Origin of the sequence: Allokutzneria sp. NRRL B-24872 (genome assembly GCF_002155965.1) — a bacterium.
Taxonomy (GTDB): Bacteria; Actinomycetota; Actinomycetes; order Mycobacteriales; family Pseudonocardiaceae; genus Allokutzneria.
This window is the reverse complement of the sequence record NZ_MUMH01000085.1, coordinates 113183-137438: the sequence shown is the minus strand read 5'-3', so window position 1 is coordinate 137438 and position 24256 is coordinate 113183. Positions and strand designations below refer to the sequence as shown.

Genomic DNA, 24256 nt, shown 5'->3' with positions numbered 1-24256 from the left:
CATGCTCGGCTTCACCGGTGTGGGCAAGCGTTTCGCGGACGGCACCACCGCGCTCGCGGGCATCGACATCGACGTCGCCCCCGGCGAGTTCGTCAGCGTCGTCGGCCCCTCCGGCTGCGGCAAGACCAGCCTGCTGCGCATCGCCGCCGGGCTCAGCACGGCAAGCGAGGGCACTGTGCGGCGCGAGACCGAGCGCGTCGGCTACGTCTTCCAGGACGCGACGCTGCTGCCGTGGCGCACCGTTCAGTCCAATGTGGAGCTTCTGGCCGAGCTGAAGGACCTGCCGAAGCAGGAACGCCGCAGGCGCGCCGATGAGGCGATCGAGCTGGTGGGGCTCAAGGACTTCGCGAAACATCGTCCCGGCCAGCTCTCCGGCGGGATGCGGATGCGGGTGTCGCTGGCGCGCTCGCTGACGGTGGAGCCGGAGCTGTTCCTCTTCGACGAGCCCTTCGGCGCGCTCGACGAGATCAGCCGTCAGCGCCTCGGCGACGAGCTGCTGCGGCTGTTCACGCTGCGCGGCTTCGCCGGGCTGATGGTGACGCACTCGGTGACCGAGGCCGTGTACCTGTCCACCCGCGTGCTCGTGCTCTCCGACCGCCCAGGGCGGGTGATCGGCGACTTCGCGGTGCCCTTCGCCCTCCCGCGCTCCCCCGAGCTGCGCTTCGAGGACGAGTTCACCCACCTCGCCGGGAAGATCTCGGCCTGCCTTCGCGGAGGTGCCGGGTGATCCGCAAGCTCGCCCCGCCGTTGCTGGTTCTCCTTGCCGCCGTGGGTCTTTGGTACGCGGCGAGCCTGCTGTTGCTCAGCGACCAGGAGCGCTTCCTGATGCCGTTGCCGCACGACGTGCTCGCGATCGGCTTCGGCGATCCGGACAACCTCGTCGAGCTGCTGACCGCGCTCGCGCTCTCCGCCCAGGTCGCGCTCGTCGGCCTGGTGGTGGCCTTCGTGATCGGCGTTGGCCTCGCGGTGGCGATGAGCCAGGCGAAGTGGGTGGAGCGCTCGCTCTACCCGTACGCCGTGCTGCTGCAGACGATTCCGGTGCTGGCGCTGGTGCCGCTGTTCGGTTTCTGGTTCGGCTTCGGCTTCGGCAGCCGGGTGCTGGTGTGCGTGCTGATCGCGCTGTTCCCGTTGATCGCCAACACGTTGTTCGGCCTGCGCTCGGTCACCAGCGCGCAGCTGGACCTGTTCGCGCTGCACGGCGCCGGGCGCTGGCGGACGCTGTGGAAGCTCCAGTTCCCCGCCGCGCTGCCGTCGATCTTCACCGGCCTGCGGATCTCGGCGGGGCTGTCGGTGATCGGCGCGGTGGTCGGCGACTTCTTCTTCAAGCAGGGCGAGCCCGGCATCGGCATCCTCATCGACCTGTACCGCTCGCGGTTGCAGTCGGAGCAGATGTTCGCCGCGGTGCTGTTGGCCTCGGCGCTGGGCATCACCGTGTTCTGGTTCTTCGGTTTTCTGGCAGGACGAGTGGTGGGGTCGTGGCACGAGTCCGTGCGCGAACCGCGAACGTGAGGAGTCGGATGGACAGGGGCAGCACCACACTGAGGCTCGCGACGGGCGGGCTCGTGGCCGCGCTGGCGCTCTCGGCCTGCGGCGGCACGCCGGACAAGGCGCCCGCGCAGCTGTCCTCGGCAACGGGTGAGCAGGTGCTCAAGGGCGTCTGCCCGGACACCGTCGTGCTCCAGACCGACTGGACCCCGCAGGCCGAGCACGGCGCGAGCTACCAGCTGCTGGGCCCGGACCCGGTGATCGACGCCGACCGCAAGCGGATCACCGGGCGCCTGGTCACCGGCGGCGCCGACACCGGGGTGAAGCTGGAGATCCGCGCGGGCGGCCCGGCGATCGGCTTCCAGACCGTGACCTCGTTGCTGTACCAGGACCCCACGATCACCCTCGGGCAGATCAGCACCGACGAGGCCGCGATGCTCGCGGGCACGCAGCCGACGACCGGGGTGGTCGCGCCGCTGGACATCGGCCCGCACATGATCATGTGGGACCCGCAGAAGCACCCCGCCATCACCAGCATCGCCGATCTGGGGCGCACCGACACCAAGGTGCTCTACTACTCCTCTGCGACGATGATGGACTACCTGACCGGCTCGGGAACCCTCAAGCGCGGCCAGGTCGACGGCAGCTACGACGGCTCCCCCGCCGCGTTCGTGGCAGCTGGCGGAGCGGTGGCGCAGCAGGGTTTCGCCACGATGGAGCCGTTCCTGTACGAGAAGCAGCTCTCGCAGTGGCGCAAACCGGTGAAGTTCCAGTTGCTGCACGACGCCGGGTTCCCGATCTACCCCGAGGCGCTGTCCATCCGCGCCAACCGCAAGGCCGAACTGGCGCCGTGCCTGAAGAAGCTCGTGCCGATGGTGCAGCGGGCGCAGGTCGACTACCTGCGCTCGCCCGAGGCCGTGAACAAGCTCATCGTGGACGTGACCCGCAAGTACCGCGCCGGTGTCGCCTACACCGCCGAGCAGGCCGCGTTCAGCACCGAGCAGCAGCTGAAGCTGAAGATCGCCGGCAACGGCCACAACGCCACCATCGGTGACTTCCAGGCCGAGCGGGTGCGGCGGATCATCGACGTGGTCTCGCCGATCGCGGCCGGTCAGCGCAAGCCCCTGCCGCAGAAGCTCGCCGTCGAGGACATCGCGACCAACGAGTTCGTCGACCCGGCCATCGGCCTGAAACCGTGACCGGGCTCGCCGCGCTCATCGCCGACCTGGAGGACCTGCTTGGCGCGAACGGGGTGTCGGTGGACGCCACCGCGCGCCGCGTCGCCTCCACGGACTGGGCGCACATGTCGCCGATCCTCGCCGCTCGGCTGCCCGCGGGCCTCGCCGACGTCGTGGCCTACCCGAGCACTCCCGAGCAGATCGCCGGCACCGTGCGGCTCGCGCACGAGCATCGCGTTCCGGTCACTCCGCGCGGGCAGGGCACCGGCAACTACGGCCAGGGAATCCCGTTGCGCGACGGGCTGGTCATCGACACGAGCCGGTGCGCGCGCATCCTCGACATGGGGCCGGGATGGGTCCGCGCGGAGGCCGGGGTGTCGCTGGCCGCGATCGAGGCGGCCGCCCGGCGCGACGGCCAGGAGATCGCGATCATGCCGTCCACGGTGGGCAGCGCGGTCGCGGGGTTCATCGCGGGCGGCTCCGGTGGCACGGGCTCGGTGGAGAACGGCTACACCTGGGACGAGTACGTGCACGCCATGGACATCGCGCCGTGCACCGACGAGGGTGCGCTGATCACTGTCGACAGTGGACAGTGCGCTCCGCACATCCACGCCTACGGGGTGACCGGGGTGATCGCGACCGCGACCGTGACCCTGGTGCCGCGCAGGGACTGGATCGGGGTGTTCGCCTCCTTCGCCGAGGAGACGGCTGCCTTGGCGGCCGCGCACGAACTCCTGCGCCTCGACCCGGCTCCGCGCATCCTGTCCATCGACGAGCCCGGAGTGCTGGCGACCCTCCCGAAGGACAAGGCCATCCCCGAGGGGCGCTTCAGCGTCCGCGCCGTGGTCGACCGCTCGTGCGCCACCTCCGCGAGCGCGACGGTGACCTCGCACGGCGGAGTCGTGGAAGCCGTGCGGGACAAGGGAGCCGCGTACCTGGCGTCGTTGTCGTTCAACCACGTCACGCACCGCGCCCGCAAGGCCCGCCCGGAGCTGTGCCACCTCCAGGTCTACGGTCCCGGGCTGACCGAGCGGCCGGACGACGTGCGCGCGGTGCTGCCGGAAACGTTGCTGCACATGGATGGCTTCCGCGTGGACCGCTCGGCGGGCGTCGACGGGCGCGGGCTCGTCGGCATGCTGCTGTGCCGCTTCGACGGCGAGGAGCGGTTGTACGCCGGGATCGAGGGGCTCAACGCCGTGGGCGTCGACGTGCACGACCCGCACACGTGGTTGCTGCACAACGAGAACTTGGACGAGATCCGCGAGGCGGCCGCGCGCTTCGACCCGGAGGGGCTGTTGAACCCGGGCAAGCTCCCGCCGCGCTAGATCCTCTCGACGAAGGAACAGTCCGGATCGCCGACCAGGGCAACAAGGCCGTGGGCGGACGGCCTCAGTCGGCGATCCGGACCTGGTCCCGCCCCTGGCGCTTGGCGGCCAGCAGTGCGGAGTCCGCGCGCAGCAACAGATCGCGCAGCTCCCGCCCGTGCTCGGGGGAGGCCGCCAGGCCGATGGAGGCGGAGTGCCGTCCGATGGTGGTTCCGGTGAGCCCCAACGGGATCAGCACGCTCAGTCCGCGCACCGCGGCGCCGACGCGTTCGGCGACCGCCATGGCCTCGTCGAGGGTGGTCTCGGGCATCAGCACGGCGAACTCGTCGCCGCCGAGCCTGCTCACCACGTCCCCGGCGCGGGTGCTCTCCAGCAGCACCTTGCCCATGGCTGTCAGCACCGCGTCCCCTGCCAGGTGCCCGTGCAGGTCGTTGACCTGCTTGAAGTGGTCGAAGTCGATCACCAGCAGCGCGGAGCCGTACCCGCGCTCGGCGGAGCGGGCCAGCGCGCTCGGCGCCTGCTCGTCCCAGCCCCAGCGGTCGAGCAGCCCGGTCAGCTTGTCGGTGGCCCAGAAGCCCACCGGCTGCCCGCAGGCGTGACAGCGCGGCTTCCCGTGCCCGTTGCGCTCCACCTCGGTCACGCCGAGTTCATGGCCGCGAAGGGTGGTCGCTCCCCTGTCGTGCTGCTGCCGGTGCATGTGATCCAGGTTCGCGCTCCCGCCAGCCGGGGCCTACCTCCGGCTCTCCCCCACCGATTACCCCGGCCATCCGCACCGTGACCTGCATGTTCTTCGCTTCGGCCGCACGGTTTACCCCAGCCACGTCGGAGTGGTCCTCCCACCGCTTCCTCGCGGAGAGCGCTCGACGCTCGGAAATCGACGGGTAACCGACCGTAATCGCGTTGCGAACTGCAAATCTCACACATCGAGACCTCAGTCCGGAGCGGGCCGGTTCGCGTTGCGGAACAAGATCGTGTCGCGCTGCGTGAGCATCCGGTCGATCAGCTCGGCCGCCCCGCGCATTGCTTCCTGCGAGTCCATCTCGTACTCGCGGTCCCAGGACCCCGGGCTCGCCCAGGCGAGTTCCGCGTCCGAGCCCACCGCGCTCGCGCGCAGCCACGCCACCGTTGCCTCGATCATCTCGTCCAACTGCTTCACCCGGGCGTTGAGCCCACCGCCGCCCTCCAGCGGCTCCGCGAACCGGCTCGGCTCGTCGCCCACCCGCTCGCGCGCCACGTCCTCGGAGATCTCCGTGCAGCCGCGCGGAACCCGGCGCGCGAGCACCCAACGACCGTCCACCCAGGACTCCACCATGGTGATCGCGGAGTACCCGTGCAGCGTCGTGGTGCGGTGGACGATCCCGTTCTCGCAGAGGTGAAAGCTCACCCCCGCACCCTAGTTCGCCCGGAAGTCGGTGCCACTGCGCCCGGAGCCGACCGATCGCCGAGCACTTCGCGGAAGTAGCCCGACTTCCGCGGTGCGGCAGTCATGTCCGAGCCCGATGACCTGTCACCGGAGTTGGGGACGCGAACGGGGACGCCACCCGGCAACGTCAGGTTTGTGGCGGTCAACGATGATCGTCAGAGGGGTTCGGCGGTCGTGAAGACGGCCCGACCTCGGCTGTCAGACGGCTCCGGGGGCGATGCCGAACTTCTCCTCGACCATGCGCCAGAACGCGGGCACGGCCTCGGCGACCGGGTGCTGCTCGATCATCTCGCGCCCGTGCTTGCGCTTCTTGCGGCCGAAGAAGGTCAGCACGAAGCACCCGGGCTCGACCTGGGTCAGCGGGCCGGGGGCGTGCACCTTGATCGTCTCGTAGAACCCGTTCGCCGCCTCCAGCGACACCACGACGAGGTCGTGCATCGACGTGGTCACGCCCAGGCGGTCAGCCACCCCGCTGTCGAGCACGCTGGCCACGATGTCCCGTACGTACTGGTGCGCGGCGAAGTCCTCGTTCTCCTGGCGCAGCTCGTCGAAACGCCGAGCCACGGCATCCCAGCTCTTGCCCGAGAACTCACCCTGAATCCGCGCGAACGCCATCGGGAAGGACTTCATGCCGCACCACCCTAGGCGCCGGACCGCGGCCAGATCGCCAGCACCAGTGCGACCACCGCGAACGGCACGCCCGACAGGAACAGCGACCACGGCATCCCCACTGCGGTGATCAAGCCCAACCGCCACGTGAGCACCAGCAGCACGCCTCCGACTCCCGTGATGACCGTCGTCCACCACACGCGCATACCCGGCTCAGCGGTCATCGCTGAGCTTGACGCGGTCGCAGCCCCAACACCCAGCAGCAGCGCCATTCCCACCGCGATCACCAGCAAACCGACGAGGAGGAACAACGGCGCACCACTGAATGCCGCCCCGAACACCACCGGCAGGCCGAGCGCTGCCGTCGCCGAAGTCACCAACCACACTCCGCCCACCTGCGTCGCCACCGCGGTGAACGTCCTCGCGTCCGCACTCATGCGGTAACCGTGCCAGACGCCTGTGACCGGTGACGGCGTTATGGTGATCGCTTCTCTGTTTCCTAGTCGGGGGTCGCGTCGGATGGCTGTTGCCCCGCAAAGGTTTTCGGATTCGGCGGGGACCTTCGCCGGTGTGATGCGCGAGGGGACGACGCTGGCCGTCGGCTTCCGGCACGGCATCTGCTTGCTGATCGGCGCCATGTGGTTGGCGTTCCCGCCCCGGCCCGTTCCCGTCGCGATCGCCACGGTCGTGCTGATGGTGTGGTCCGCCATCAGGCTGTGGGATCGACGTGCGGGTCCGGTGTGGGTGACCGCCGACCTGCTGGTTTTGGCCGCGTACCTGGCAGTCCCGGCGAACGAGGTCGCCACGTCGGTGTCCGCCATCGGCGGCACGACGCAGCTGAAGCTGGCCTTCGCGGTGATCATCTCGTTCGGGATCGAGCAGCGCGTGCGGTGGTCGGCGGTCAGCCTCGCCGTGCTGCTGGCCGCGTTGTACGTGGGCTTCCGCAACGTCCCTGACCTGGCCCCGGACGCGTTTCTCAGCAAGTTCACCGTGCAGTACCTCTTCGTGTTGTGGGCGATGGCGGTCGGCGCGCGGCTGGTGGTGCTGCGTGCCGCGGACGGCGTCGACGTGTCGCGGGAGGCCTTGGCCCGGACGCGCGTGCTGGCCGCGGTGACGGGGGCGCGGCGGCGTTACGAGCGCGAGCAGATGGCGTTGATGCACGACACCGCCGCGTCCACGTTGCTGATGGTGAGCACGGGCGGTGTCGCGGACGGGCGGGCCTTGGCCGTGCAGGCGCGTCGAGACCTGGCGGTTCTTGAAGCCGGAGTGCCCGTGTTCGACGAGAACGACGTGGATCTGGTGGGGTTGCTGGCAGACGTCGCGAGTGACTGCCGCACACCGTCGGCGCTGGTGGGGCTCACGAGCCTGCGAGTCCGCCAAGCGGTCGCCTGGGCGGTCACGTCGGCGGTTCGCGAGGCGTTGACCAACGTCGACCGGCACGCCCAGGCCCGTTCGGTGGTGGTCGAGGTCCGCGAGCGCGGCGTCCTGGTCATCGACGACGGGGTTGGGCTGGGCAGGCGGGACGCGGGCACGGGCAGGCACGGAATTCGACGCTCGATCATCGAGCGGATGCGCGGGATCGGCGGCGACGCGTCCGTGACGGGCGTGCTGGGCGGCGGCACGCGGGTCGAGTTGACGTGGACCTCGTCCTCGGGTGCGGATGCGGATACGGCCGAGGACGGTGCGGGCACGTCGCACTTCGCCGGTGGCATCGAAGGACTCGAACGCAAGCTCGGGGTGGTCCTCGCCGGTGTCGCGATCGCCGACGTCACGTTGCAGTCGTCGCGCGTGTGGCCGGAACCCGCGCCGACGCCGCCCGTGTGGGCGCATGTCGTTCTGGCCGCAGTGATCGTGGTGTGCGCGTTGACGGCGATGCTCGCTGTGCGCCGGAATCGGTCGACGACGGCCGTCCTGATGGTGGTCGCGGTGTCGGTGTCGGTGCTGCTCTGTCTGCTGTTGCCAGCGGAGGAAATGCTCGGAGTGCAGAACTGGAGCGTCGGCGCCACAGGCTGGGCGCTTGTCGCACTCGGATTCCGCGCGCCGAGATGCGTGACCATGACCGCGCTGGGCGGGTGGTGGCTCCTGGTCTGCGCAACCACGATGGCCCGCGTGCCGACGAGCGACACGGTCGCCCTTCTCGGCCACGTCACCTCGACGATCCTGTGCACGCAGGTGCTGATCACGTTGTTCGCCGCCACGGTGCACCGGGCCGTGCTGGTCGCCGCCGAGCGCGACAGCGAGCGGCGAACTATCGAGCTGGCCCTGGCCGTCGACCGCGTGCTCAAGCAGGAGTGCCAGCAGCGCTACCGCGACCAGCTCCGGTCCGTGGTGCCGGTGCTCCGCAGTCTCGCTGAGGGAACGATGTCGTCGACCGTCGTGGAGCTCGCGCGGGTCGAGCACAGCAGGCTGCGGCGCCTGTTCGACCACGCGGACCGGATGGACCACTGGCTGCTGAACGACTTGAGCGCGCAGATGCACGATATGGAGGCGCGTGGCGTGCGCGTCACCGCAGAGGCGGCGAGCGGCCTTCCGGCCATCTCCGATGAGGCACGTGCCAGTGTGCGGGCAGCGGTGGTGCCCCTGTTGGCGGCGAGCGCGACGAGCGCTCGAATAGTGTTGACGGCCGAACCCGGGCACCTGGTCGTCAGCGTCGTGTGCGACGCCGCCGGCGCCACGTCGGGCGAGACTGAACTCAGGGGCGGGGTGGAGTCGGACATGGTCGTCGACGAGGAGTCGGAGACGGTCTGGTTGCGCCTGCGTTGTCCGCACTCGGCCTAGGAAGGGGTCCGCGAGTGATCACAGTCGCGGTCGTCGACGACCACCCGCTCATCCACGGCGGCGTCCGGGAGTGGTGCCGGGACAGCGAACCGCCGATCGAGATCACGACCACGTGGGAGAGTCCCGGCGCGTTCCTCGCCGCCGACCCGCGCCCGGAAGCGGACGCGGTGACCCTCGACCTCCAGTTCGGCAACGCGGCCCCGGACGTGGTCTCGCTCCGGGAGATCTGCAAGCGCGGCTACCGGGTCGTCGTGCTCTCGCACTACACGGAACCGGACCTCGTGCTGGACTGCCTGGACCGAGGCGTGGCCAGCTACCTGTCCAAGGGCGAGAAGCCAGCGAACGTGGTGGCCGCCCTGCACGCGGCGGCAGCCGATCGTCCGTACCACAGCACGACCATGGCGAAGGCCATGCACCTGGGGCGGTCGGCGAATCGGCCACGGCTGTCCGGCATGGAGCTCAAGGTCCTGCTGCACTGGTTCCAGACCGAGTCGAAGGCGCTCGTCGCCAAACAGCTGCACATCACGGTCGGCACCATCGACACGTACCTGGCCCGCATCCGGACGAAGTACGCGGCGGTCGGGCGGCCCGCCCCGTCGAAGGCGGCGCTCGTGGCGCGAGCCATCCAGGACGAACTGGTCACTGCCGACGAGCTGTGAATGTCCGGTGATCACCGGACAGACGGCCCGGCGATCATCCCGCGACACTCGGTGATCTCTGTTCGCCGACGCGGGATTGGACCGTGCAGTGAAACAACGTCTTGTCCTGGTAGCAGCCTCAATCCTGGTGTTGGCGTCGTGCGGTCCGAGCCCGAGCGCTCCACCGAGCGCGGCGAAGCAGAACGCCGTGGCCACCCTCGCGTGGATACGGGGTGAGGGGCGGGCGGCGGTCGCGGCGCACGACGCCGTCCGGTCGCTGCTCTCGGCGGAGATCACGACGGACCGCTGCGACGCCGCTGTCGACGCCCTCGACCGGACGTCCACGCCCATCTCCACGGCGGAGATGATCAGCAAGGTCCCGAACGAGGATCTCCGCACGGCGCTTGAGGAGGAGCAGGGTCGGTTCCACGCCGTCGTGAGCGCCACGCTGCAAGGGCGCCAGCCCGACCCGGACATGGGCGTGGACCAGCTCCGCGTCGTGGCCGACGCCGTGACCGCGCTGATCCGTCGTCTTGAGGAGCTGGCGCGATGAGGTTCCTCTTGGCCGTCGTGTGCTTGCTGAGCCTGCTCTCCGCGCCCGAAGCGGTTGCGGCCCTACCGCCTCCGGCGCGGACGTGGCTCGTCCTGGGGGACTCCTATTCCTCCGGCGAGGGCATCCAGGACACCGCGACCCCGACCGAGCACCAGCCGCCCGACTCCAACGGGAAGCTCCGGGATTGTCGACGGGCCGACGGCATCGGAGGCAACGCGACCGCGTGGGCACCGAGCGCGCGCCGCGAGGTCGCCGCGGAGCTGCGCATCTCCCGGATGGACTTCATGGCGTGCACCGGCGCCATCACCGATGAGATCCCCAGCCAGATCGCCGAGGCGCGCGAGAGGTTCGGCATCGACAAGTGGGACATCGTTACGTTCAGCATCGGCGGCAACAACATCAAGTTCGCCGACGTCATCAAGGACTGCGTCAACCTCGCGTCGACGTGGCGGGTGCTCGTGGGTCAGCCCGACGGCTGCAAGATCACCTCCGACGAGCTCAGGGCGCGGGTGGACATGCTGGCCGGGAGCGCCGAGATCGAACCGGGCCGGTACCGGGGACGCACGTCGCTGCCGGAGATCTACGAGGAAGTCGCACAGCACGTCAAACCCGGCGGTCACGTCGTCGTTCTCGGCTATCCGAACATCATCGAGGACGCCGACCTGTGGCAACCCGTGCGAGACCCCGTCACGGGCGTCAAGCGCAGGCGCGACATCTGCGGATTCATCTGGCGGAAGGACGTCCCGCTGCTCCGCGCCGGTGCCGCCTACCTCAACCAGCGAATCCAGCACGTGGTGAAGGACGCCGCTCAGAGATACGAGAGCGTCGGAATCCAGTTCGATTTCCTGAACATCTCCCAGAAACCGTACGAGGACCCTTCGACCGGTCGGCACAGCGTCTGCTCCGGCGACACGTGGCTGTACGACGTCAAGTTCGACGGCGAGCTCCAGCTGGGCAAGTCGCGCGACGAATACCTCAGGAAGTCGTTCCACCCCAACCAACGCGGCCACGACGCGACCGGGAAGGTGCTCGCCGACCACCTCCGCGAGCGCCTCCGGCCGAAGGACATCGTGCAGTCCTGCCCCGATATCGGGTTCACCCCGAACTCCGGCAACGGCACCTTCGACATCAGTTCGGCAGGCGTGCCGTGCACCGAGATCGAGTCGACGCTCCGCGAGGTCTACGACTCCATCGGCTTCTCCCACCGTTTCCAGGTGAACGGATTCGACTGCTGGGCGACCGGTACGCGCACTGACGGCCTGATCACTCGGATCTTCCGCTGCGCGAAGGACCGACAGTGGTTCACGTTCCGCCGCGAGTGACGACCGGTGTCCTGTGATCACCGGACAGACGCCGCGTGATCTTCCTCGGACACTTGTCCCACCGAGCCACGACAATCACTGACCGAGGAGAACAACAATGCCGAACCTCCAGTTCGCACCCGGGGAAGAGAACATCACCGAGCAGAGCTTCAGCCCGTCGATCGTCCTGTTCTGGCTGAAGACCAGGATGGGGGTCTCCAACACCCGCATCGCGACCACCTCGTCGAACACGCTCCTCGGCGTCATCCCCCTCGGGTACGGGGACTCGATGTACCCGCTCGCCAACGTCGCCGGGGTCAGCGTGGACACCAAGCTCTCGGTTTCCCGACTCGTGTTCGGGTTGGTGTTGCTCGCGATGGCGTCGGCGGCGAGCTCCGCCGCAGCGGTGGGCTTCGTTCTGCTGGTGTTCGCGGTCAGCATGCTCGCGAACGCGATGAGCGCGACCTTGAAGATCACCAACAACGCCGGTGTGGTCTCGACCGTTGCCGTGTCGATCCTGGAGAAGGCGAAGCTCGAACGGTTCCGGGAGCAGATCAACCAGCGGCTGTTCGCCGACCGCGCGGCGCTGCGCCACGACGAGCACATGCAGGTGCAGAAGCAGCAGTTGCTCGCCCAACAGCAGCGGCTGGAGTCCGAGGCCGACCAGCAGCCGTGACGCCGCGCGGACCGGTCAGGAATCGAGAAGCGGGCGGGGCGGGGTCGGACCTAGCGTCTCGGGCATGGCGAGCATCGAATCCATCACCCTTGACGTGGCCGACCCCGAGGCCGCGAAGTTGTTCTACACCACCGCTTTCGGCCTCGACGGGCAGGTCGGTCTGCGAGCGTCCGAGGAGCCCACGAGCGGGTTCCGCGGCTTCACGCTCTCCCTCACCGTGGCCCGGCCAGCCGACGTCGCCAGCCTCGTGGCCTCGGCGGTGGCGGCCGGGGCCACGACGGTGAAGCCGGTGGCGAAGTCGTTCTGGGGCTACGGCGGCGTGGTCCGCGCGCCGGACGGCACGATCTGGAAGATCGCGACCTCGGCGAAGAAGGACACCGGACCGGCGACGCGGCGCATCGAGAGCGTCGTGCTGCTGCTCGGTGTGCAGGATGTGGCCGCCAGCAAGCGGTTCTACATCGATCAGGGGCTCACGGTGGCGAAGAGCTTCGGCCGCTCCTACGCGGAGTTCGTCACGGGATCGGGCCCGATCACGCTCGGCCTCTACCGCCGCCGCGCGCTCGCGAAGACCGCAGGGGTCGACGCGGAGGGCACGGGGTCGCACCGGATCACGGTCGGCGGCGGAGCTTTCACCGACCCGGACGGCTTCGTGTGGGAGCCGAGTCGCGTGGCCGCGTAAGGGAAACGCTCAGCTCGTCGACCGGAGCGAGGGTGTACCCGGCGCGCTGGTAGAACGCGATGTTGCGGGTGCTGCGGCGGCCGGTGTGCAGGGAGTAGTGGTCGATGTCCTCAGGTGCCTGCGCCTCGACGTGCGCGAGCAGCCAGGCTCCGATGCCCTGACCGGCTTGGTCGGGGGCGACCATGAGGCGGCCGATCTCCCACGCGGATTCGACCCGGCGAGCCCTAGCGGCGGCGATGAGGCGGCCGTCCCGGCGCACGCACCACTGCCGCCAGGTCGAGCCGCTCGCGCGCAGGTCCGCCAGGCTCTCTCGCAGCGGGGCGAGGTCGAGCGTCTCGTTCGCGAACGCCTCCTGCACCCAGCAACACCGTTGCAGCACAAGGAGTTCAGGCATGTCCTCCGGCTCGGCGGCGGTCAGCGCCAAGCCGTCGACCGGACCGGGGGTTTCGCGGGAGCGCAGGGGCCGCGTCGCCCTGGCCACCTTCGCGACCTCGCGCAGCACCCCTCGAGCTGCGGCGTCGCGATCGGCGGACGGGATGACCTGGCCGTCGCGGGTGCTCTCGGCCAGGCGCAGCGCGACGGTCGCACCGACCGGCACCATGCGCAGGCTGGTCGCGACCTGCTTGGCCATCTGCACGGCGCGCGTGCCCGCGGAGGTGTTGCCGTAGCTGACGAAACCGATCGGCTTCCACGCCCACTCGCGGTAGAGCACGTCGAAGGCGTTCTTCAGCGTCGCGGGCATCCCGGAGTTGTACTCGGGGGTGATCACCACGACGGCGTCGGCGGCGTCCACGCGGCGGCTCCACGCGCGGGTGTGCTCGTGGACGTACTCGCCGGACGAGGGGTGGTCCGGCTCGTCGAGCATCGGCAGGCCGATCTCGGCGAGGTCGGCGACATCGACGGCCACGCCCTCGGAGGCGATGGCGCGCACGAACCAGTCGGCGATGGCGGGTCCGATGCGACCCGGGCGGGTGCTCGCGACGAGCACGAGGAGTTTCGTTGACATGTCATCGAACATAGCCGGGGTTTCGATGACATGTCAATGAAGCTAGGGTGAGGCGGTGGACACGGCCTGGCTGAACGACGACGAGGACATGGCGTGGCGTGCTTTCCGGCGCCTGCTCACCGCACTGCCCGCGCGGATCGGCCGCGACCTGGCCGCGGATTCGGGGCTCTCCTCGGCGGACTACGAGGTGCTGAGCACGCTGTCGGAGAACCCCGAACGCCGACGCGCGCTCAAGGACCTGGCTGCCAAGATGGAGTGGTCGCGCAGCCGCCTGTCCCACCACGCCTCGCGCATGGAGGCGCGCGGGCTGATCGAGAAGGAACCCGATCCGCAGGACGCGCGCGGATGCGTGCTCCGCTTGACAGACAAGGGTTTCGGAGTGCTGGAGGAAGCGGCACCGCACCACCTCGCATCGGTGCGCTCCCGCTTCCTCGACCACCTCAGCCCGGAGGAGCTGGCCGTGCTCGGCGCGCTGTCGGCCAGGATCGCCGACCTAGCCGACTGATTCGGCCAGCACCTCCGCCAGCGGTGTCGCTTCGACGCCCAACACGTCGGCGCTGCGCGCGAAGTCGACGACGGCAGAGCGCTGGTAGAGGTACTGCATCTCCAAGCCCTCAGCCATGATCGGGTCGGCCAGCGCGGCGGAGTGCAGCTCCAGCGGGGTCATCTCGCGGATCGCGGGCGCGGCGAGCCCGGCCACGGCGGCGAAGCGCTCCGCGATCTCCCGCACGGACGCGTCCGAGGTCTGCGGGGTGTGCCAGGCGCGCCCCCACGAACGCTCCGAGCGGGCCACCGCGACGAGCGTGCTCGCGACGTCGCCGGTGTAGGTCCAGCTGTGCGGCACGTCGAGGTCGGCGGGGAACACGACCTCCTCCCCCGCCAGGACCTGCGGGCCGATGAGGAAGTTGAACATCGCGCCCGCGCCGACGCCGAGGTAGTCGCCGGGCCGGACCTCGGCGAAGCGCAGCCGTCCCGCTTCGTGCGCGGCGAGTCCGTCCAGGAACATCCGCGCCCGCACCCGCCCTTTGATCGTGGTGGGCCGCAACGGCAGGTCCTCGTGGAGGGGGCCGTCGACCGGGCCGTACGCGTAGCAGTTGCTGAGGTTGAGGTAGGCGGCGCCGGTGCGCTCAGCGGCCGTGATCAGTGCTTCGGAGAGCGCGGGCGTCTCCTCCGGCCAGCGGTCGTAGGAGGGCATCGCGCAGTTGACCAGGGTCGCGGCGGAGGTGGTGAGCGCGGTGAGCTGCTCGGCGTTCGAGGCGTCGGCGGCCACGAGGGTGATCGCGGGGTGCTCCGGCCCGGTCCCGCGCCTGGTGACCACCACGACCTCATCGCCGGAGTTCGCGAGCTTCAGGGCCGTCGCCGTGCCGGTCGGTCCGGCGCCGACCACAACGTGAGATGTCATGCCGTGAACGCTAGGTGCACTCACGAAGACCCTGAATAGCTCATGATCCGCAAAAGATGTCTTAGAGTCTTTCACCATGGACGTGCTCAGTGACGTGCTGATCGCCATGCGCACGGGTCGGCCCGGTGCCGCGCGGACGTCGAGCCAGGCGCCGTGGGGAGTCCGCTTCCACCCGGGCCAGGCCGCCGGGTGCCACGTCGTGCTCTCTGGCTCGTGCTGGCTGCTGTCGGCGGAGAGCGAGCCGGTCGCGCTCACCGTCGGCGACGTGCTCTTCACGCCGCACGGCAACGGCTACGCGCTCGCCGACCACCCCGGCAGCCCGCTGACCGACTTCGCGCCGCTGGCCACCGAGTCGGGGCCGTTGGAGGAGATGCGCATCGACGGCTCCGGCGCGGTGACCGAGCTGCTGTGCGCCAACTACACCTTCGACCCGGCGCGCCCGCACCCGCTGCTCGCGGACCTCCCCGCGTTCGTCCACCTCAAGCCCGAGGTCGGGCAGCACTCGTCGTTGCGCAGCGCGGTCGAACTCCTCGGCAACGAGCTGCGTGATCCGCGCGCCGGGACCGAGGCCGCCCTGCCCGCGCTGGTGGACATGCTGCTGCTGTACGTGCTCCGCGCGTGGTTGGACGACCAGCCAGCCGATCGCGCCGGGTGGGCCAGCGCGCTGCGCGATCCGGCGATCACGTTGGCGCTGCGCCAGATCCACCGCCACCCGGAGCGACCGTGGACCGTCGCCACGCTCGCCGAGCGCGCCGGGTTGTCGCGAGCTGCCTTCGCCAAGCGCTTCACGGCGATCGTCGGTGACACTCCGCTCGCGTACTTGACGTGGTGGCGGATGACCACGGCCGCGCGCATGCTCCGCGACAGCACGAAGTCGTTGCGGGCCATCGCCGAGAGCTGTGGCTACGGCTCGGAGTACGCCTTCGCCAAGGCCTTCAAGCGCGCGTACGACGTGGCTCCCGGAAGGTATCGCTCAGCCCTTTCGGAGCAGTAGAATTCCTTGTGCCACAACTGATCTCGCCCACGACTGACCTGCACGGAGCCTGGCTCGACGCACACGCGGAGTGGGGGCCGGGGCAGCACGAGGACGGCTTCGGGCTGGCTCCGGAGGACGAGGTGCGCTCGCCCGCCGGCTTCGCCGCCTGGGTGGCTCGCCTGGACGGCGAATCGGACAAGACCGCGTACTGGTGGATCGTCGAGGACGGCCGCGTGCTCGGTGGAGTCGCTTTGCGCCACAAGGAAACCGACTACGTTCGCTGGGCCGGGCACATCGGTTTCGGCGTGTGCCCGAGCGCGCGACGGCGCGGTCTGGCCTCGTGGGCGCTGAACCTGGTGCTCGCCGAGGCGCGGGCGCGCGGTGTCACGCAGGTCCTGATCGTCTGCGCAACCGACAACACCGCTTCCGCGAGGACGATCGAGCGCGCGGGCGGGGTCTTCGAGGAGGTCCGGGACACCGAGCACGGCCCGGTGCGCCGATACCGGCTCTGCTCGCGCGAGGAGACCTGAACGGCTGCGTACCCAATATCAGCGCTGATCGGCCAGGCGCAGCACCGTGGTGGCCAGGACGGCGATCCCCCGCGCGCAGTCCTCGGGCGTGGAGTACTCGCGCGGGTTGTGGCTGATCCCGTCGTACTGGCCGCGCACGAAAATCATGGCGGTCGGCGCGACGGCCGCGATCTCCTGCGCGTCGTGGCCCGCGCCGGACATCAGCGCGAGGTGGTCGAGCCCATGGTCCTCGACGGCTTGGGCAATGGTCTTCTGCACGCCCTCGTCGAAGGGCACGTGCCGGGTCCTGGCCATCCGCTCGGCGGTGATCCTGAGCCCGGGCTGCCGCTCGCACAGCGAGTCCAGGAACTCGGCGAGGTCGCGCTCCGCCCTGATCATGTGCTCGTCGTCGGGGTTGCGCAGGTCCACGGTCAGCTCGGCCAGCTCCGGCACGACGCTCGGCAGTCCCGGTGACGTGCGCAGATGCCCGACCGTACCGCGAAGTCGGCCGTAGTCCTCGGAATCGACCATCTCGCGAATCCAGCACACGATCTGCGCGGCGGCCAGACCCGCGTCCACGCGCAGCTCCGTCGGTGTGGTCCCCGCGTGCGCGGCACGGCCCCGGACGGTGATCTTCTGCCACGAGATGGCCTGCACGCCGGTGACCACGCCGAGCGGCACTCCGGCGTCGGCGAGCACCGGCCCCTGCTCGATGTGGCACTCCACGTAGGCGTGCGGCGGGCTCAAGCGGACGTCGTGCGGACCGAGGAAACCGATGCGCTCCAGCTCGTCGCCGAAGCGCAGCCCGTCCTGGTCGGTCAGATCATGGGCCTGCTCCAAGGAGATCCGCCCGGCGGCCACCGCGCTGCCGAGCATGTCGGTGCCGAAGCGGACGCCTTCCTCCTCGGTGAACGCGGCGATCTCGACGGGGCGGAGGGTGGAGATGCCGCGCTCGTTGAGCGTGCGGACGACCTCCAGCGCGCCGAGCACGCCGAGGCAGCCGTCGAAGGCGCCCGCGGTGGCGACGCTGTCGATGTGCGAAGCGGCCATGACGGGCGCCGCGGTCGGGTCGGAGCCCTCGCGGCGGCCGAAGATGTTGCCCATGCGGTCGACGCGCACGCTCAGCCCGGCCTCGGTGAACCACGACACGAGCAGCCGCCTGCCCGCGGCGTCCTCGTCGGTGAGCGACTGCCGGTTCACGCCGCGCAGGCCGGTGCTCGGGTCCTCGTAGGCACCGATCTCGGCCAGCGTCATCAGGGAGGCCCAGAGCCGGTCGGCGTTGATCTCGATGAGCATCTGGTCAGTTCTCCTTGATGTGCGCCGGATTCGCGGCCGTGCCTTCGGTGTTGAGCAGGACGACGGTCGAGCCCGCGTCGACGCCGAGCTGGCGCCTGCGGTCGTCATCGCCCAGCGCCGCGCGGACACCCGCCAGCGACGCGGCTCCGCACGGTCCCGCCGACACCCCGAGCGCGGCCAAGGTGGTCGCGGCGGCTTCGCTGTCGAGGTCGGTGACGCTGACCGCGGCATCCAGTCCCCTGTGGAGCAGCGGCCACGCCGAGGCGGACGGAGTACCACAATTGAGCCCGGCCATGGACGTGCCCGGCGTGGGCACGCTGACGAGTTCGCCCGCGTTGAGGCTGGCCAGCAGGCACGCCGCGGTGTCCGGCTCGACCGCGAGCAACGCCGTCCTGCCAGTCGCGCAGGTCCCCCGGTGGTGCACGACGGCGGCCTGGGCGAGCGACCCGACGCCGACCGGGACCACGAGCAGGTCGGGTGTGAGGTGTTCGCCGATCTCGCGGAACAGGGTCGAGTAGCCCTCGACTATCCACTGTGGAACGTCGTGGTGGCCGGGCACGTCGGTGTCCTGCACGAGCACGTGCGCCGGTGCCTTCGCGATGCGGACAGCGCAGTCCACGGCCTCGTCGTAGGCGCCGTCGAGCTGCCGCACCTGCGCGCCCTCGGCGATGATCGCCGCGACGGCCTCCGGGTGGACTCCTCGGGGCACAACGACGTGCGCGTCGAGCCCGTGCTGGCGCGCGGTTCTGGCGACCGCGCGGCCGTGGTTCCCGTCGGTGGCGGTGACGAGCACCTTCGCGTCGGGGTGCTCGGCAACGACCTTGTGCACCGCCCAGGACACGCCGAGGACCTTGAACGCGGGCAGGCCGAAACGGGCCGACTCGTCCTTGACCACGACCCGGCGCACACCGAGTTCCTCGGCCAGTGCGGGCAGGTCCACCAGCGCGGTCGGCCGGTAGCCGTCGACGCCGCGGTGGAACCGGAAGGCCGCCTCAGGCGCAGGGGCGTGTCGCCATGCGCGTGCGGTCGGCCGGAAGAACCAGGTCATGGACTCACGGTAGGAACGGCCGAGCATGTGGTCCAGCGAATGTTTTCGAGCGATAATCGTCAGGATTCCTGAACGGTTGTGTGAAGGACGGAGGGCGCGGCGTGTACGACCTGCACCGGCTTCGGCTGCTCCGCGAGCTCAAGGCGCGCGGCACCCTGGCCGCGGTGGCGAAGGCGTTGTCCTACAGCCCCTCCTCGGTGTCCCAGCAGCTGTCCCAGCTCGAAGCCGAGGTCGGCGTCCCGCTGCTGGAGCACGTCGGCCGCGGCGTGCGGTTGACCGCGCACGCCGAGATCCTCGTCGAGCACACCGACGCGATCATGCGGCGCATGGAGCTGGCGCAGACCGACCTCGCGCGCGCCTCCGTCGAGGTCGTCGGAACCCTGCGGATCGGCGCGTTCCAGACCGCCGCGCTGGCGTTCGTGCCCGAGGCGCTGACCGCGCTGCGCGAGCGGCACCCGCGACTGCGCGTGCACGTCGTCCACATCGAGGCCGAGCTGGTCCTGCCCGCGCTGCTGACCCGCGAGTTCGATCTCGTCATCGCCGAGGAGTACCCCGGCAACGCGCTGCCCCGGCCCGCCGGGATCGAGCGCCGCGAGCTGTGCCGGGACCCGCTCCGGCTCGCGCTCCCACCCGGCTCCGGCCCGCCGCGCCTGTCCGACCTCGCGACGCGGCCGTGGGCGATGGAGCCCGAGGGCACCGTCGCGCGGTTGTGGGCCGTGACCGTGTGCCGCAACGCCGGGTTCGAGCCCGACGTCCGCTTCGAGTCGGCCGACGTCCTGTTCCACGTGCACATCGTCGAGCAGGGGCACGCCGTCGCCCTCGTCCCCGACCTGGTGTGGCGCAGCACCACGACCTCCGCGGTACTGCGTCCCATGCCGGGCGGGCCGCATCTGCGCACGTTGTTCACCGCGGTCCGAACTGGAACCGAGTCCCACCCGGCCATCACAGCCTGCCGCGACGCCCTCGCCGCCGCCGTCCGCTGACCGCTCAGACCAGGTAGGGGTGGAGCGCGACCTTCTCGGCGAGAACGCGGACCTCCACCCAGGGATCGGGCAGGTCCGTCGGCATCCCTTCGACCCAGCCCAGGTCGATGACCGAGCCAGCGAGTTCCAGGTGCACCAACGACGGCTCCTCGTCGGCCAGGTGCGACCGGCCGCGGAAGATGATCTCGCGCTGGTGCTGGCGCAGCCACTCCGACCGGCCCTCGACCCGCCGGACGTCGTGTCCCCAGCGGAAGTCCGCGTCAAGCTCCCACTCGACCTCGTGCGCGCCCACCGACGGCTCTTGGTCGCCGCACCACCGCACCGTGACCGCGCCGACCGGGGTCCGCACCTCCGCCAGCACCGCGCCACGCTCGCCCACGACGGTGCCCACCACCTCAACCAGCACCGGGCAATCGTGCCAGCCCGCTTCGGAGCGCAACTGCTGCCTTGACGGGCACCGGGTGATCACCATAATCTCGCGCGCTTGAATCGTTTCAATCTAGCGCTCGGAGACCGAGAGTTGGAGTGTTGAATGAACGACCGAGCCCCACGGCTGTCGCGGCGCGCCGTGCTCGCGCTGAGCACCATGGCCGCGCTCACCCCGGAGATGCCCGCCTTCGCCGCCCCGAATCCGTTGCCGGACAGCGGATTCCTCGCTCAGCGCTTCGCCGGGCCTCGCCCGGACAGCACGCCGAGCCTGCTGTGGTTCTGGAACGGCACGGTCACGACGGACCTGGTGACCACGCAGCTGGCCGACATCCGTGACAAGGGTGTGCGCGAGGTGCTGGTCTTCCCCTTCGACACCAAGGCTTTACGGCCCGCGTTCTTCACCGAGGAATGGTTCTCGCTCATCGAGTTCACCCTCCGCGAGGCCCAGCGCCACGGGATGCGCCTGTGGCTGTTCAACGACGACTACTTCCCCAGCGGCCGGGGCGGCGGCTTCGTGGTGAACGGCGGCAAGGTGGGCGAGCGCGTCTACCCGCCGCGCCCGGAGCTGGGCATGAAGGGCGTGGGGCACCAGCCGACAACGGTCACCGGCGGCGCTCCGGTGAGGGTCGTGGCGCGCGGAATCTCGGTCTGGGACGGCAAGTTGGAGGCGGACGCGGCGATCCGCGACGGTGTCACGTTGCTCCGCGAGGGCGCGCAATGGCGGGACTACGACGTCGTGGCGCGGGTGCGGGTGAACCGGCACACGGCTGGCTTGGTGGTGCGCTGCGCCGACGAGGGGCACTGTCTGCTGGCGGACCTGCGCACGGACGGTGCGGTGGACATCTGGCGCCTGGAGGGCACCAAGTACACCCTTGTGCGGCCTGGGACCCCGGTCAGCGGCTTCGATCCGAAGGCCTTCCACGAGCTGAAGATTGGCGTGCGCGGCTCGCGGGTCAGCGTGATCGTGGACGGTCTGCCGCAGCCGCACGCGGAGGACGCAACGTTTCTCACCGGCCGTGTCGGTGTGCGCGCGGTCGCCACGCAGAAGTCCTCCTGGGACAGCCTCACCGTGCTCGACCCGAGCGGGAACGTGCTCTTCGGCGAGCGCTTCGACACCTCGGCGGCGCTCGATTCCTTCGAGTTGCCAACGACTCCGCTCCCGCTGGTCGCCGCGTCGGCTCGGCCGATGGGCAGCTCCGATCCCGCATCGGTGATCGACCTGACCGAGATCGCACGCGCTGGCGGCGAGTGGAGCGCTCCGCCCGGCCAATGGCGACTGGACCTGTTCACGCTGCGCACGTTCGCGGCCGCGTCTGGCGCCTTGCGCGGCTACCTGGACCTGATGGACGACACGGCGGTGAGCAGTTTCCTCGACGTGGTGCCGGGCGAGTACCTGCGCCGCTTCCCCTGGGCGGTCGGCACGGTCCTGCGGGGCTTCGCCGACGACGAGCCGTTCCTGGCCGCCACCAAGGACTACGGCCCGTCTGGTACCGCGCCCTGGTCGGCGTCGCTGGACGGAGAGCTGGCCAGGCTCAAGGTGCAGCCGGGGATCGCGTTGACCGCCGTGCACGACGACCTCGGTCCGGAGGGCCTGCGGCTGCGCGGAGCCTTCTGGCGCGCGGTGTCCAACCGGGTCGCCGCGGCCTACCACCGCGGTCAGGGCGAGTGGATGGCCCGCAACAGGCTGGAGTTCGTCTCCAATCCCATGTGGGACGAGTTCGGTCCGGGACGGCAGGTCAAGGGCACCGGCAACCTGAACACCGCGAACCAGTGGGCTCAGGTACCGGGTACCGACTTGGTCTTCGACCAGTACCAGAAGGGACTCCATCGCATTCTGCCGCGGTGGCCCGCCAGCACGGCGCACCAGCTGCGACTGGAGCGCGTGTACCTGGAGGCGATGGGCGCCACTGGCTGGCAGGTCTCCCCCGCGCTGACCCGGGAGGTCATCGGCGCGTTCGCCGCGCGCGGGGTCAACCACACCATGCTGCACGCCGCCTTCACCGACTCCGGGCAGATCGTGTACCCGCCGCCGTTCCAGCCGGTCAACCCGTGGTGGGGCGTGTCCCGACCGCTCACCGAGTGGATCGGCCGGCTGATGGAGGCGTGCCGGGCCCCAGTTCCAGTGCGGACCGCGATCCTCCAGCCGCAGCGCGCCGCCGAGTCCTATCAGGACACCGCCGAGCTGGCCGGGATCGACGCCGCGTTCGTCACCGCGACGCACGCGCTCGAAGATGTGCAGGTCGACTTCGACTACCTCGACGAGGGCGCGCTGGACGCGGACCCCGCCCTGCGCGAGCACGCCAAGCCCACCGGGCCCCGGCTCGCGGTGGGGCGGCAGGCGTACCGGATCGTCGTGCTGCCGCAAACTCCCATGATCGCGCTCGGTGCGGTGCGGACGCTGACGCGGTTCGCGCGCGGCGGCGGAATGGTGATCGCCATCGGCCAGCGGCCGTCCCGCGAAGCGGGCGGGGACCACGCGGGACTGAGTCGCGCGCTCAACGACCTCCTCACCACGGCCGTCCGCGTCGACAACCCGGTCGCGGCAGCGAAAGCGGTGGTTGCGGCGGGTGGAGCGGCGGCGGTGCTGAACCCGCCGACAGCGCAGGTCCGCGTTCTACGATTGGAGCGCGACGGGCAACGTGCCTTCGTCGTGATGAATGAGCGCGCTGTGGCCGCAGACCTCACCGCGACGTTCCCGGCGACCGGGTCTCCGGAGATCTGGGACCCCGATACCGGCACGGCGAAGCCCGCACTTGTCTGGGACACAACGACTTTCCCCGGCGAACGCGAGGGCGGAACCGCCGTGTCGCTGCGGATCGAGCCCAAGGCGACGCTCGTGGTGGTGTTCAAGCCGGGACGGCCGGGCGCTCACGCGATCTCCTCGTCCGCGCCGGTGGAGCGGGTGCGCATCGACGAGCACGGCGCGAGCGCCACAGTGCGTGCGACCGCACCCGGTTCGGTCGCGGTGGTCGCGACCGACGGCCGAAACCGGTTTCAGGGCACCACGAACGTGGTCGGCCAGTTCGCCGCGATCCCGCTCGACGGCGACTGGTCGTTCCGCTTCGATCGTCCGGGCGCACCCGCGACGACCCGCCCGCTCGGCTCGTGGACCACTGTGGACGGTGCGCACTCCGGCTCCGCGTGGTACGAGAGAGCCTTTGACATCAAGGTGAACGTGCTCGACGGCCGCCGGTGGACGCTCGATCTCGGCACGGTGCACGAGGTGGCCGAGATCGTCGTCAACGGGACGACGATCTCGGCACGCCTGTGGGCGCCGTACCGGGTGGAGGTGACGGACGCACTGCTGTCAGGCCGCAACAGGGTGCGCGTTCGCGTCACCAACACCGGCGCCAACGCACGGGGCCAGGTCGTCCTTTCAGGACTGATCGGCCCTGTTTCCCTTGTCCCCCACGGCTTTGTCGACGTGCCACTGACCCGAGCGCGTTAGCAGCCCGCGCGGTCGTTCAGCTCAAGGACGAAGCTGTCCACGACGCCGTCGTACACGACGAAGCGGTACTTGGCGCTGGGGTTTCCGGGAGCGGGCGTGAAGTAGATCCAGTCGGAGCCCGGGTCCTGCACCAGCTGCGGGTAGTGCTGCTGGAGCGACTGCAACGACGCACCCTCGGTGATGCCCTCCGCCGTCCGCATCCGCGACGTGCCACCGATCAACGTCACACCTCGCAGGCCGGAGATCCACACACCGCTGGCCCTTGGCGAGCTGCCTTCCGAGGGGGTGAAGTAGTACCTGCGGCAGACCTGGTCGCCTTCACCGTCCACCAGGAGCCCGGTTTCCACGGCCGCCTGCTCCGACTGGCCGAGCTTCAGGTCGTTGTAGCCGAACGGGCCGAGCGTGGTGTCACCGTCCGCGTGGGCGGTTCCGGCGAAACCGGCGACGGCGAAGGCGGCGGCGACCGCAGCCGCGGCGAACCTGGTCCTCATGGTGTTCTCCCCTGGGTGTTGGA

Annotated in this window: 25 protein-coding genes; 15 read left to right on the top strand and 10 right to left on the bottom strand. The window is 70.1% G+C overall.

The window, feature by feature from the left end; all coding sequences use genetic code 11:
- The first annotated feature begins 1 nt into the window (after position 1).
- The 4 genes from CCN37_RS22455 to CCN37_RS22440 are packed head-to-tail and all read left to right on the top strand — an operon-like array spanning position 2 to position 3988.
- Entirely contained in the window at positions 2–727 is a 726-nt protein-coding gene (locus CCN37_RS22455; RefSeq protein WP_086824351.1) for an ABC transporter ATP-binding protein, read from the top strand.
- Positions 724–1509, top strand: coding sequence for an ABC transporter permease (locus CCN37_RS22450; RefSeq protein WP_246843225.1), 786 nt, complete (start codon positions 724–726; stop codon positions 1507–1509). The genes CCN37_RS22455 and CCN37_RS22450 overlap by 4 nt, the downstream gene beginning before the upstream one ends.
- An 8-nt stretch (positions 1510–1517) precedes the next feature.
- Positions 1518–2684, top strand: coding sequence for a hypothetical protein (locus CCN37_RS22445; protein ID WP_086824276.1), 1167 nt, complete (start codon positions 1518–1520; stop codon positions 2682–2684).
- On the top strand, positions 2681–3988 hold the full coding sequence (locus CCN37_RS22440; protein WP_086824274.1) for an FAD-binding oxidoreductase: 1308 nt from the start codon (positions 2681–2683) through the stop codon (positions 3986–3988). Before CCN37_RS22445 ends, CCN37_RS22440 begins: the two co-directional genes overlap by 4 nt.
- 64 nt (positions 3989–4052) lie before the next feature.
- Here the strand turns inward: CCN37_RS22440 and CCN37_RS22435 are convergent, their stop codons facing one another.
- From CCN37_RS22435 to CCN37_RS22420, 4 genes are all read right to left on the bottom strand, one after another.
- Positions 4053–4685 carry a GGDEF domain-containing protein gene (locus CCN37_RS22435; protein ID WP_086824272.1) on the bottom strand — a complete coding sequence of 211 codons (633 nt, stop codon included), beginning with the start codon at positions 4683–4685 and terminating at the stop codon, positions 4053–4055.
- A 234-nt stretch (positions 4686–4919) separates the two neighbouring features.
- Positions 4920–5372, bottom strand: coding sequence for a hypothetical protein (locus tag CCN37_RS22430; RefSeq protein WP_086824270.1), 453 nt, complete (start codon positions 5370–5372; stop codon positions 4920–4922).
- Positions 5373–5609: 237 nt separating this feature from the next.
- A complete protein-coding gene (locus CCN37_RS22425; protein WP_086824268.1) occupies positions 5610–6041 on the bottom strand; it encodes a hypothetical protein in 432 nt (143 codons plus the stop codon).
- 11 nt (positions 6042–6052) lie between these two features.
- Positions 6053–6457, bottom strand: coding sequence for a hypothetical protein (locus CCN37_RS22420; RefSeq protein ID WP_086824266.1), 405 nt, complete (start codon positions 6455–6457; stop codon positions 6053–6055).
- Positions 6458–6593: 136 nt separating this feature from the next.
- Here CCN37_RS22420 and CCN37_RS22415 point away from each other — a divergent pair, with 136 nt between their 5' ends.
- From CCN37_RS22415 to CCN37_RS22390, 6 genes are all read left to right on the top strand, one after another.
- The gene (locus CCN37_RS22415; RefSeq protein WP_086824264.1) at positions 6594–8798 is read left to right on the top strand and encodes a sensor histidine kinase; all 2205 of its coding nucleotides are present in this window, start codon (positions 6594–6596) and stop codon (positions 8796–8798) included.
- A 14-nt stretch (positions 8799–8812) separates the two neighbouring features.
- A complete protein-coding gene (locus CCN37_RS22410) occupies positions 8813–9457 on the top strand; it encodes a response regulator (RefSeq protein ID WP_086824262.1) in 645 nt (214 codons plus the stop codon).
- A gap of 187 nt (positions 9458–9644) precedes the next feature.
- On the top strand, positions 9645–9989 hold the full coding sequence (locus tag CCN37_RS22405; RefSeq protein ID WP_086824260.1) for a hypothetical protein: 345 nt from the start codon (positions 9645–9647) through the stop codon (positions 9987–9989).
- Positions 9986–11311: an SGNH/GDSL hydrolase family protein gene (locus CCN37_RS22400; protein ID WP_086824258.1), complete on the top strand. Its 1326-nt coding sequence runs from the start codon at positions 9986–9988 to the stop codon at positions 11309–11311. Before CCN37_RS22405 ends, CCN37_RS22400 begins: the two co-directional genes overlap by 4 nt.
- A gap of 97 nt (positions 11312–11408) precedes the next feature.
- Positions 11409–11966: a hypothetical protein gene (locus CCN37_RS22395; RefSeq protein WP_086824256.1), complete on the top strand. Its 558-nt coding sequence runs from the start codon at positions 11409–11411 to the stop codon at positions 11964–11966.
- 64 nt (positions 11967–12030) lie between these two features.
- The gene (locus tag CCN37_RS22390; RefSeq protein WP_086824254.1) at positions 12031–12645 is read left to right on the top strand and encodes a glyoxalase; all 615 of its coding nucleotides are present in this window, start codon (positions 12031–12033) and stop codon (positions 12643–12645) included.
- On the opposite strand, the gene CCN37_RS22385 is transcribed toward CCN37_RS22390, so the two are convergent.
- Positions 12596–13651: a bifunctional NAD(P)H-dependent oxidoreductase/GNAT family N-acetyltransferase gene (locus tag CCN37_RS22385; protein ID WP_086824347.1), complete on the bottom strand. Its 1056-nt coding sequence runs from the start codon at positions 13649–13651 to the stop codon at positions 12596–12598. The two genes, CCN37_RS22390 and CCN37_RS22385, sit on opposite strands and share 50 nt — an antisense overlap.
- 55 nt (positions 13652–13706) lie before the next feature.
- Here CCN37_RS22385 and CCN37_RS22380 point away from each other — a divergent pair, with 55 nt between their 5' ends.
- Positions 13707–14156, top strand: coding sequence for a MarR family winged helix-turn-helix transcriptional regulator (locus CCN37_RS22380; protein WP_086824253.1), 450 nt, complete (start codon positions 13707–13709; stop codon positions 14154–14156).
- Here the strand turns inward: CCN37_RS22380 and CCN37_RS22375 are convergent.
- Entirely contained in the window at positions 14145–15053 is a 909-nt protein-coding gene (locus tag CCN37_RS22375; RefSeq protein WP_086824251.1) for an NAD-dependent epimerase/dehydratase family protein, read from the bottom strand. The genes CCN37_RS22380 and CCN37_RS22375 overlap by 12 nt on opposite strands.
- Before the next feature lie 76 nt (positions 15054–15129).
- Here CCN37_RS22375 and CCN37_RS22370 point away from each other — a divergent pair, with 76 nt between their 5' ends.
- Both CCN37_RS22370 and CCN37_RS22365 read left to right on the top strand, forming a co-directional pair.
- A complete protein-coding gene (locus tag CCN37_RS22370) occupies positions 15130–16047 on the top strand; it encodes an AraC family transcriptional regulator (protein WP_086824249.1) in 918 nt (305 codons plus the stop codon).
- Positions 16048–16055: 8 nt separating this feature from the next.
- The gene (locus tag CCN37_RS22365) at positions 16056–16559 is read left to right on the top strand and encodes a GNAT family N-acetyltransferase (protein ID WP_086824247.1); all 504 of its coding nucleotides are present in this window, start codon (positions 16056–16058) and stop codon (positions 16557–16559) included.
- 18 nt (positions 16560–16577) lie between these two features.
- Here CCN37_RS22365 and CCN37_RS22360 read toward each other — a convergent pair whose 3' ends face one another.
- Together CCN37_RS22360 and CCN37_RS22355 are read right to left on the bottom strand one after the other, a co-directional pair.
- On the bottom strand, positions 16578–17834 hold the full coding sequence (locus CCN37_RS22360; protein ID WP_086824245.1) for a Zn-dependent hydrolase: 1257 nt from the start codon (positions 17832–17834) through the stop codon (positions 16578–16580).
- Positions 17835–17838: 4 nt separating this feature from the next.
- Positions 17839–18882, bottom strand: coding sequence for a pyridoxal-phosphate dependent enzyme (locus tag CCN37_RS22355; RefSeq protein WP_210408150.1), 1044 nt, complete (start codon positions 18880–18882; stop codon positions 17839–17841).
- Positions 18883–18983: 101 nt separating this feature from the next.
- Between CCN37_RS22355 and CCN37_RS22350 the strand changes: the two genes are divergently transcribed.
- Positions 18984–19865 (top strand): LysR family transcriptional regulator, encoded by an 882-nt coding sequence (locus CCN37_RS22350; RefSeq protein ID WP_086824345.1) that lies wholly within the window; start codon positions 18984–18986, stop codon positions 19863–19865.
- A gap of 4 nt (positions 19866–19869) precedes the next feature.
- On the opposite strand, the gene CCN37_RS22345 is transcribed toward CCN37_RS22350, so the two are convergent.
- Complete coding sequence (locus CCN37_RS22345) at positions 19870–20271, bottom strand: hypothetical protein (protein ID WP_086824241.1); 402 nt, start codon at positions 20269–20271, stop codon at positions 19870–19872.
- Between the two features lie 126 nt (positions 20272–20397).
- On the opposite strand from CCN37_RS22345, the gene CCN37_RS22340 reads away from it, so the two are divergent.
- A complete protein-coding gene (locus tag CCN37_RS22340) occupies positions 20398–23742 on the top strand; it encodes a glycosylhydrolase-like jelly roll fold domain-containing protein (RefSeq protein WP_086824239.1) in 3345 nt (1114 codons plus the stop codon).
- Here CCN37_RS22340 and CCN37_RS22335 read toward each other — a convergent pair.
- Positions 23739–24233 (bottom strand): hypothetical protein, encoded by a 495-nt coding sequence (locus CCN37_RS22335; protein ID WP_086824238.1) that lies wholly within the window; start codon positions 24231–24233, stop codon positions 23739–23741. The two genes, CCN37_RS22340 and CCN37_RS22335, sit on opposite strands and share 4 nt — an antisense overlap.
- Positions 24234–24256 lie beyond the last annotated feature (23 nt).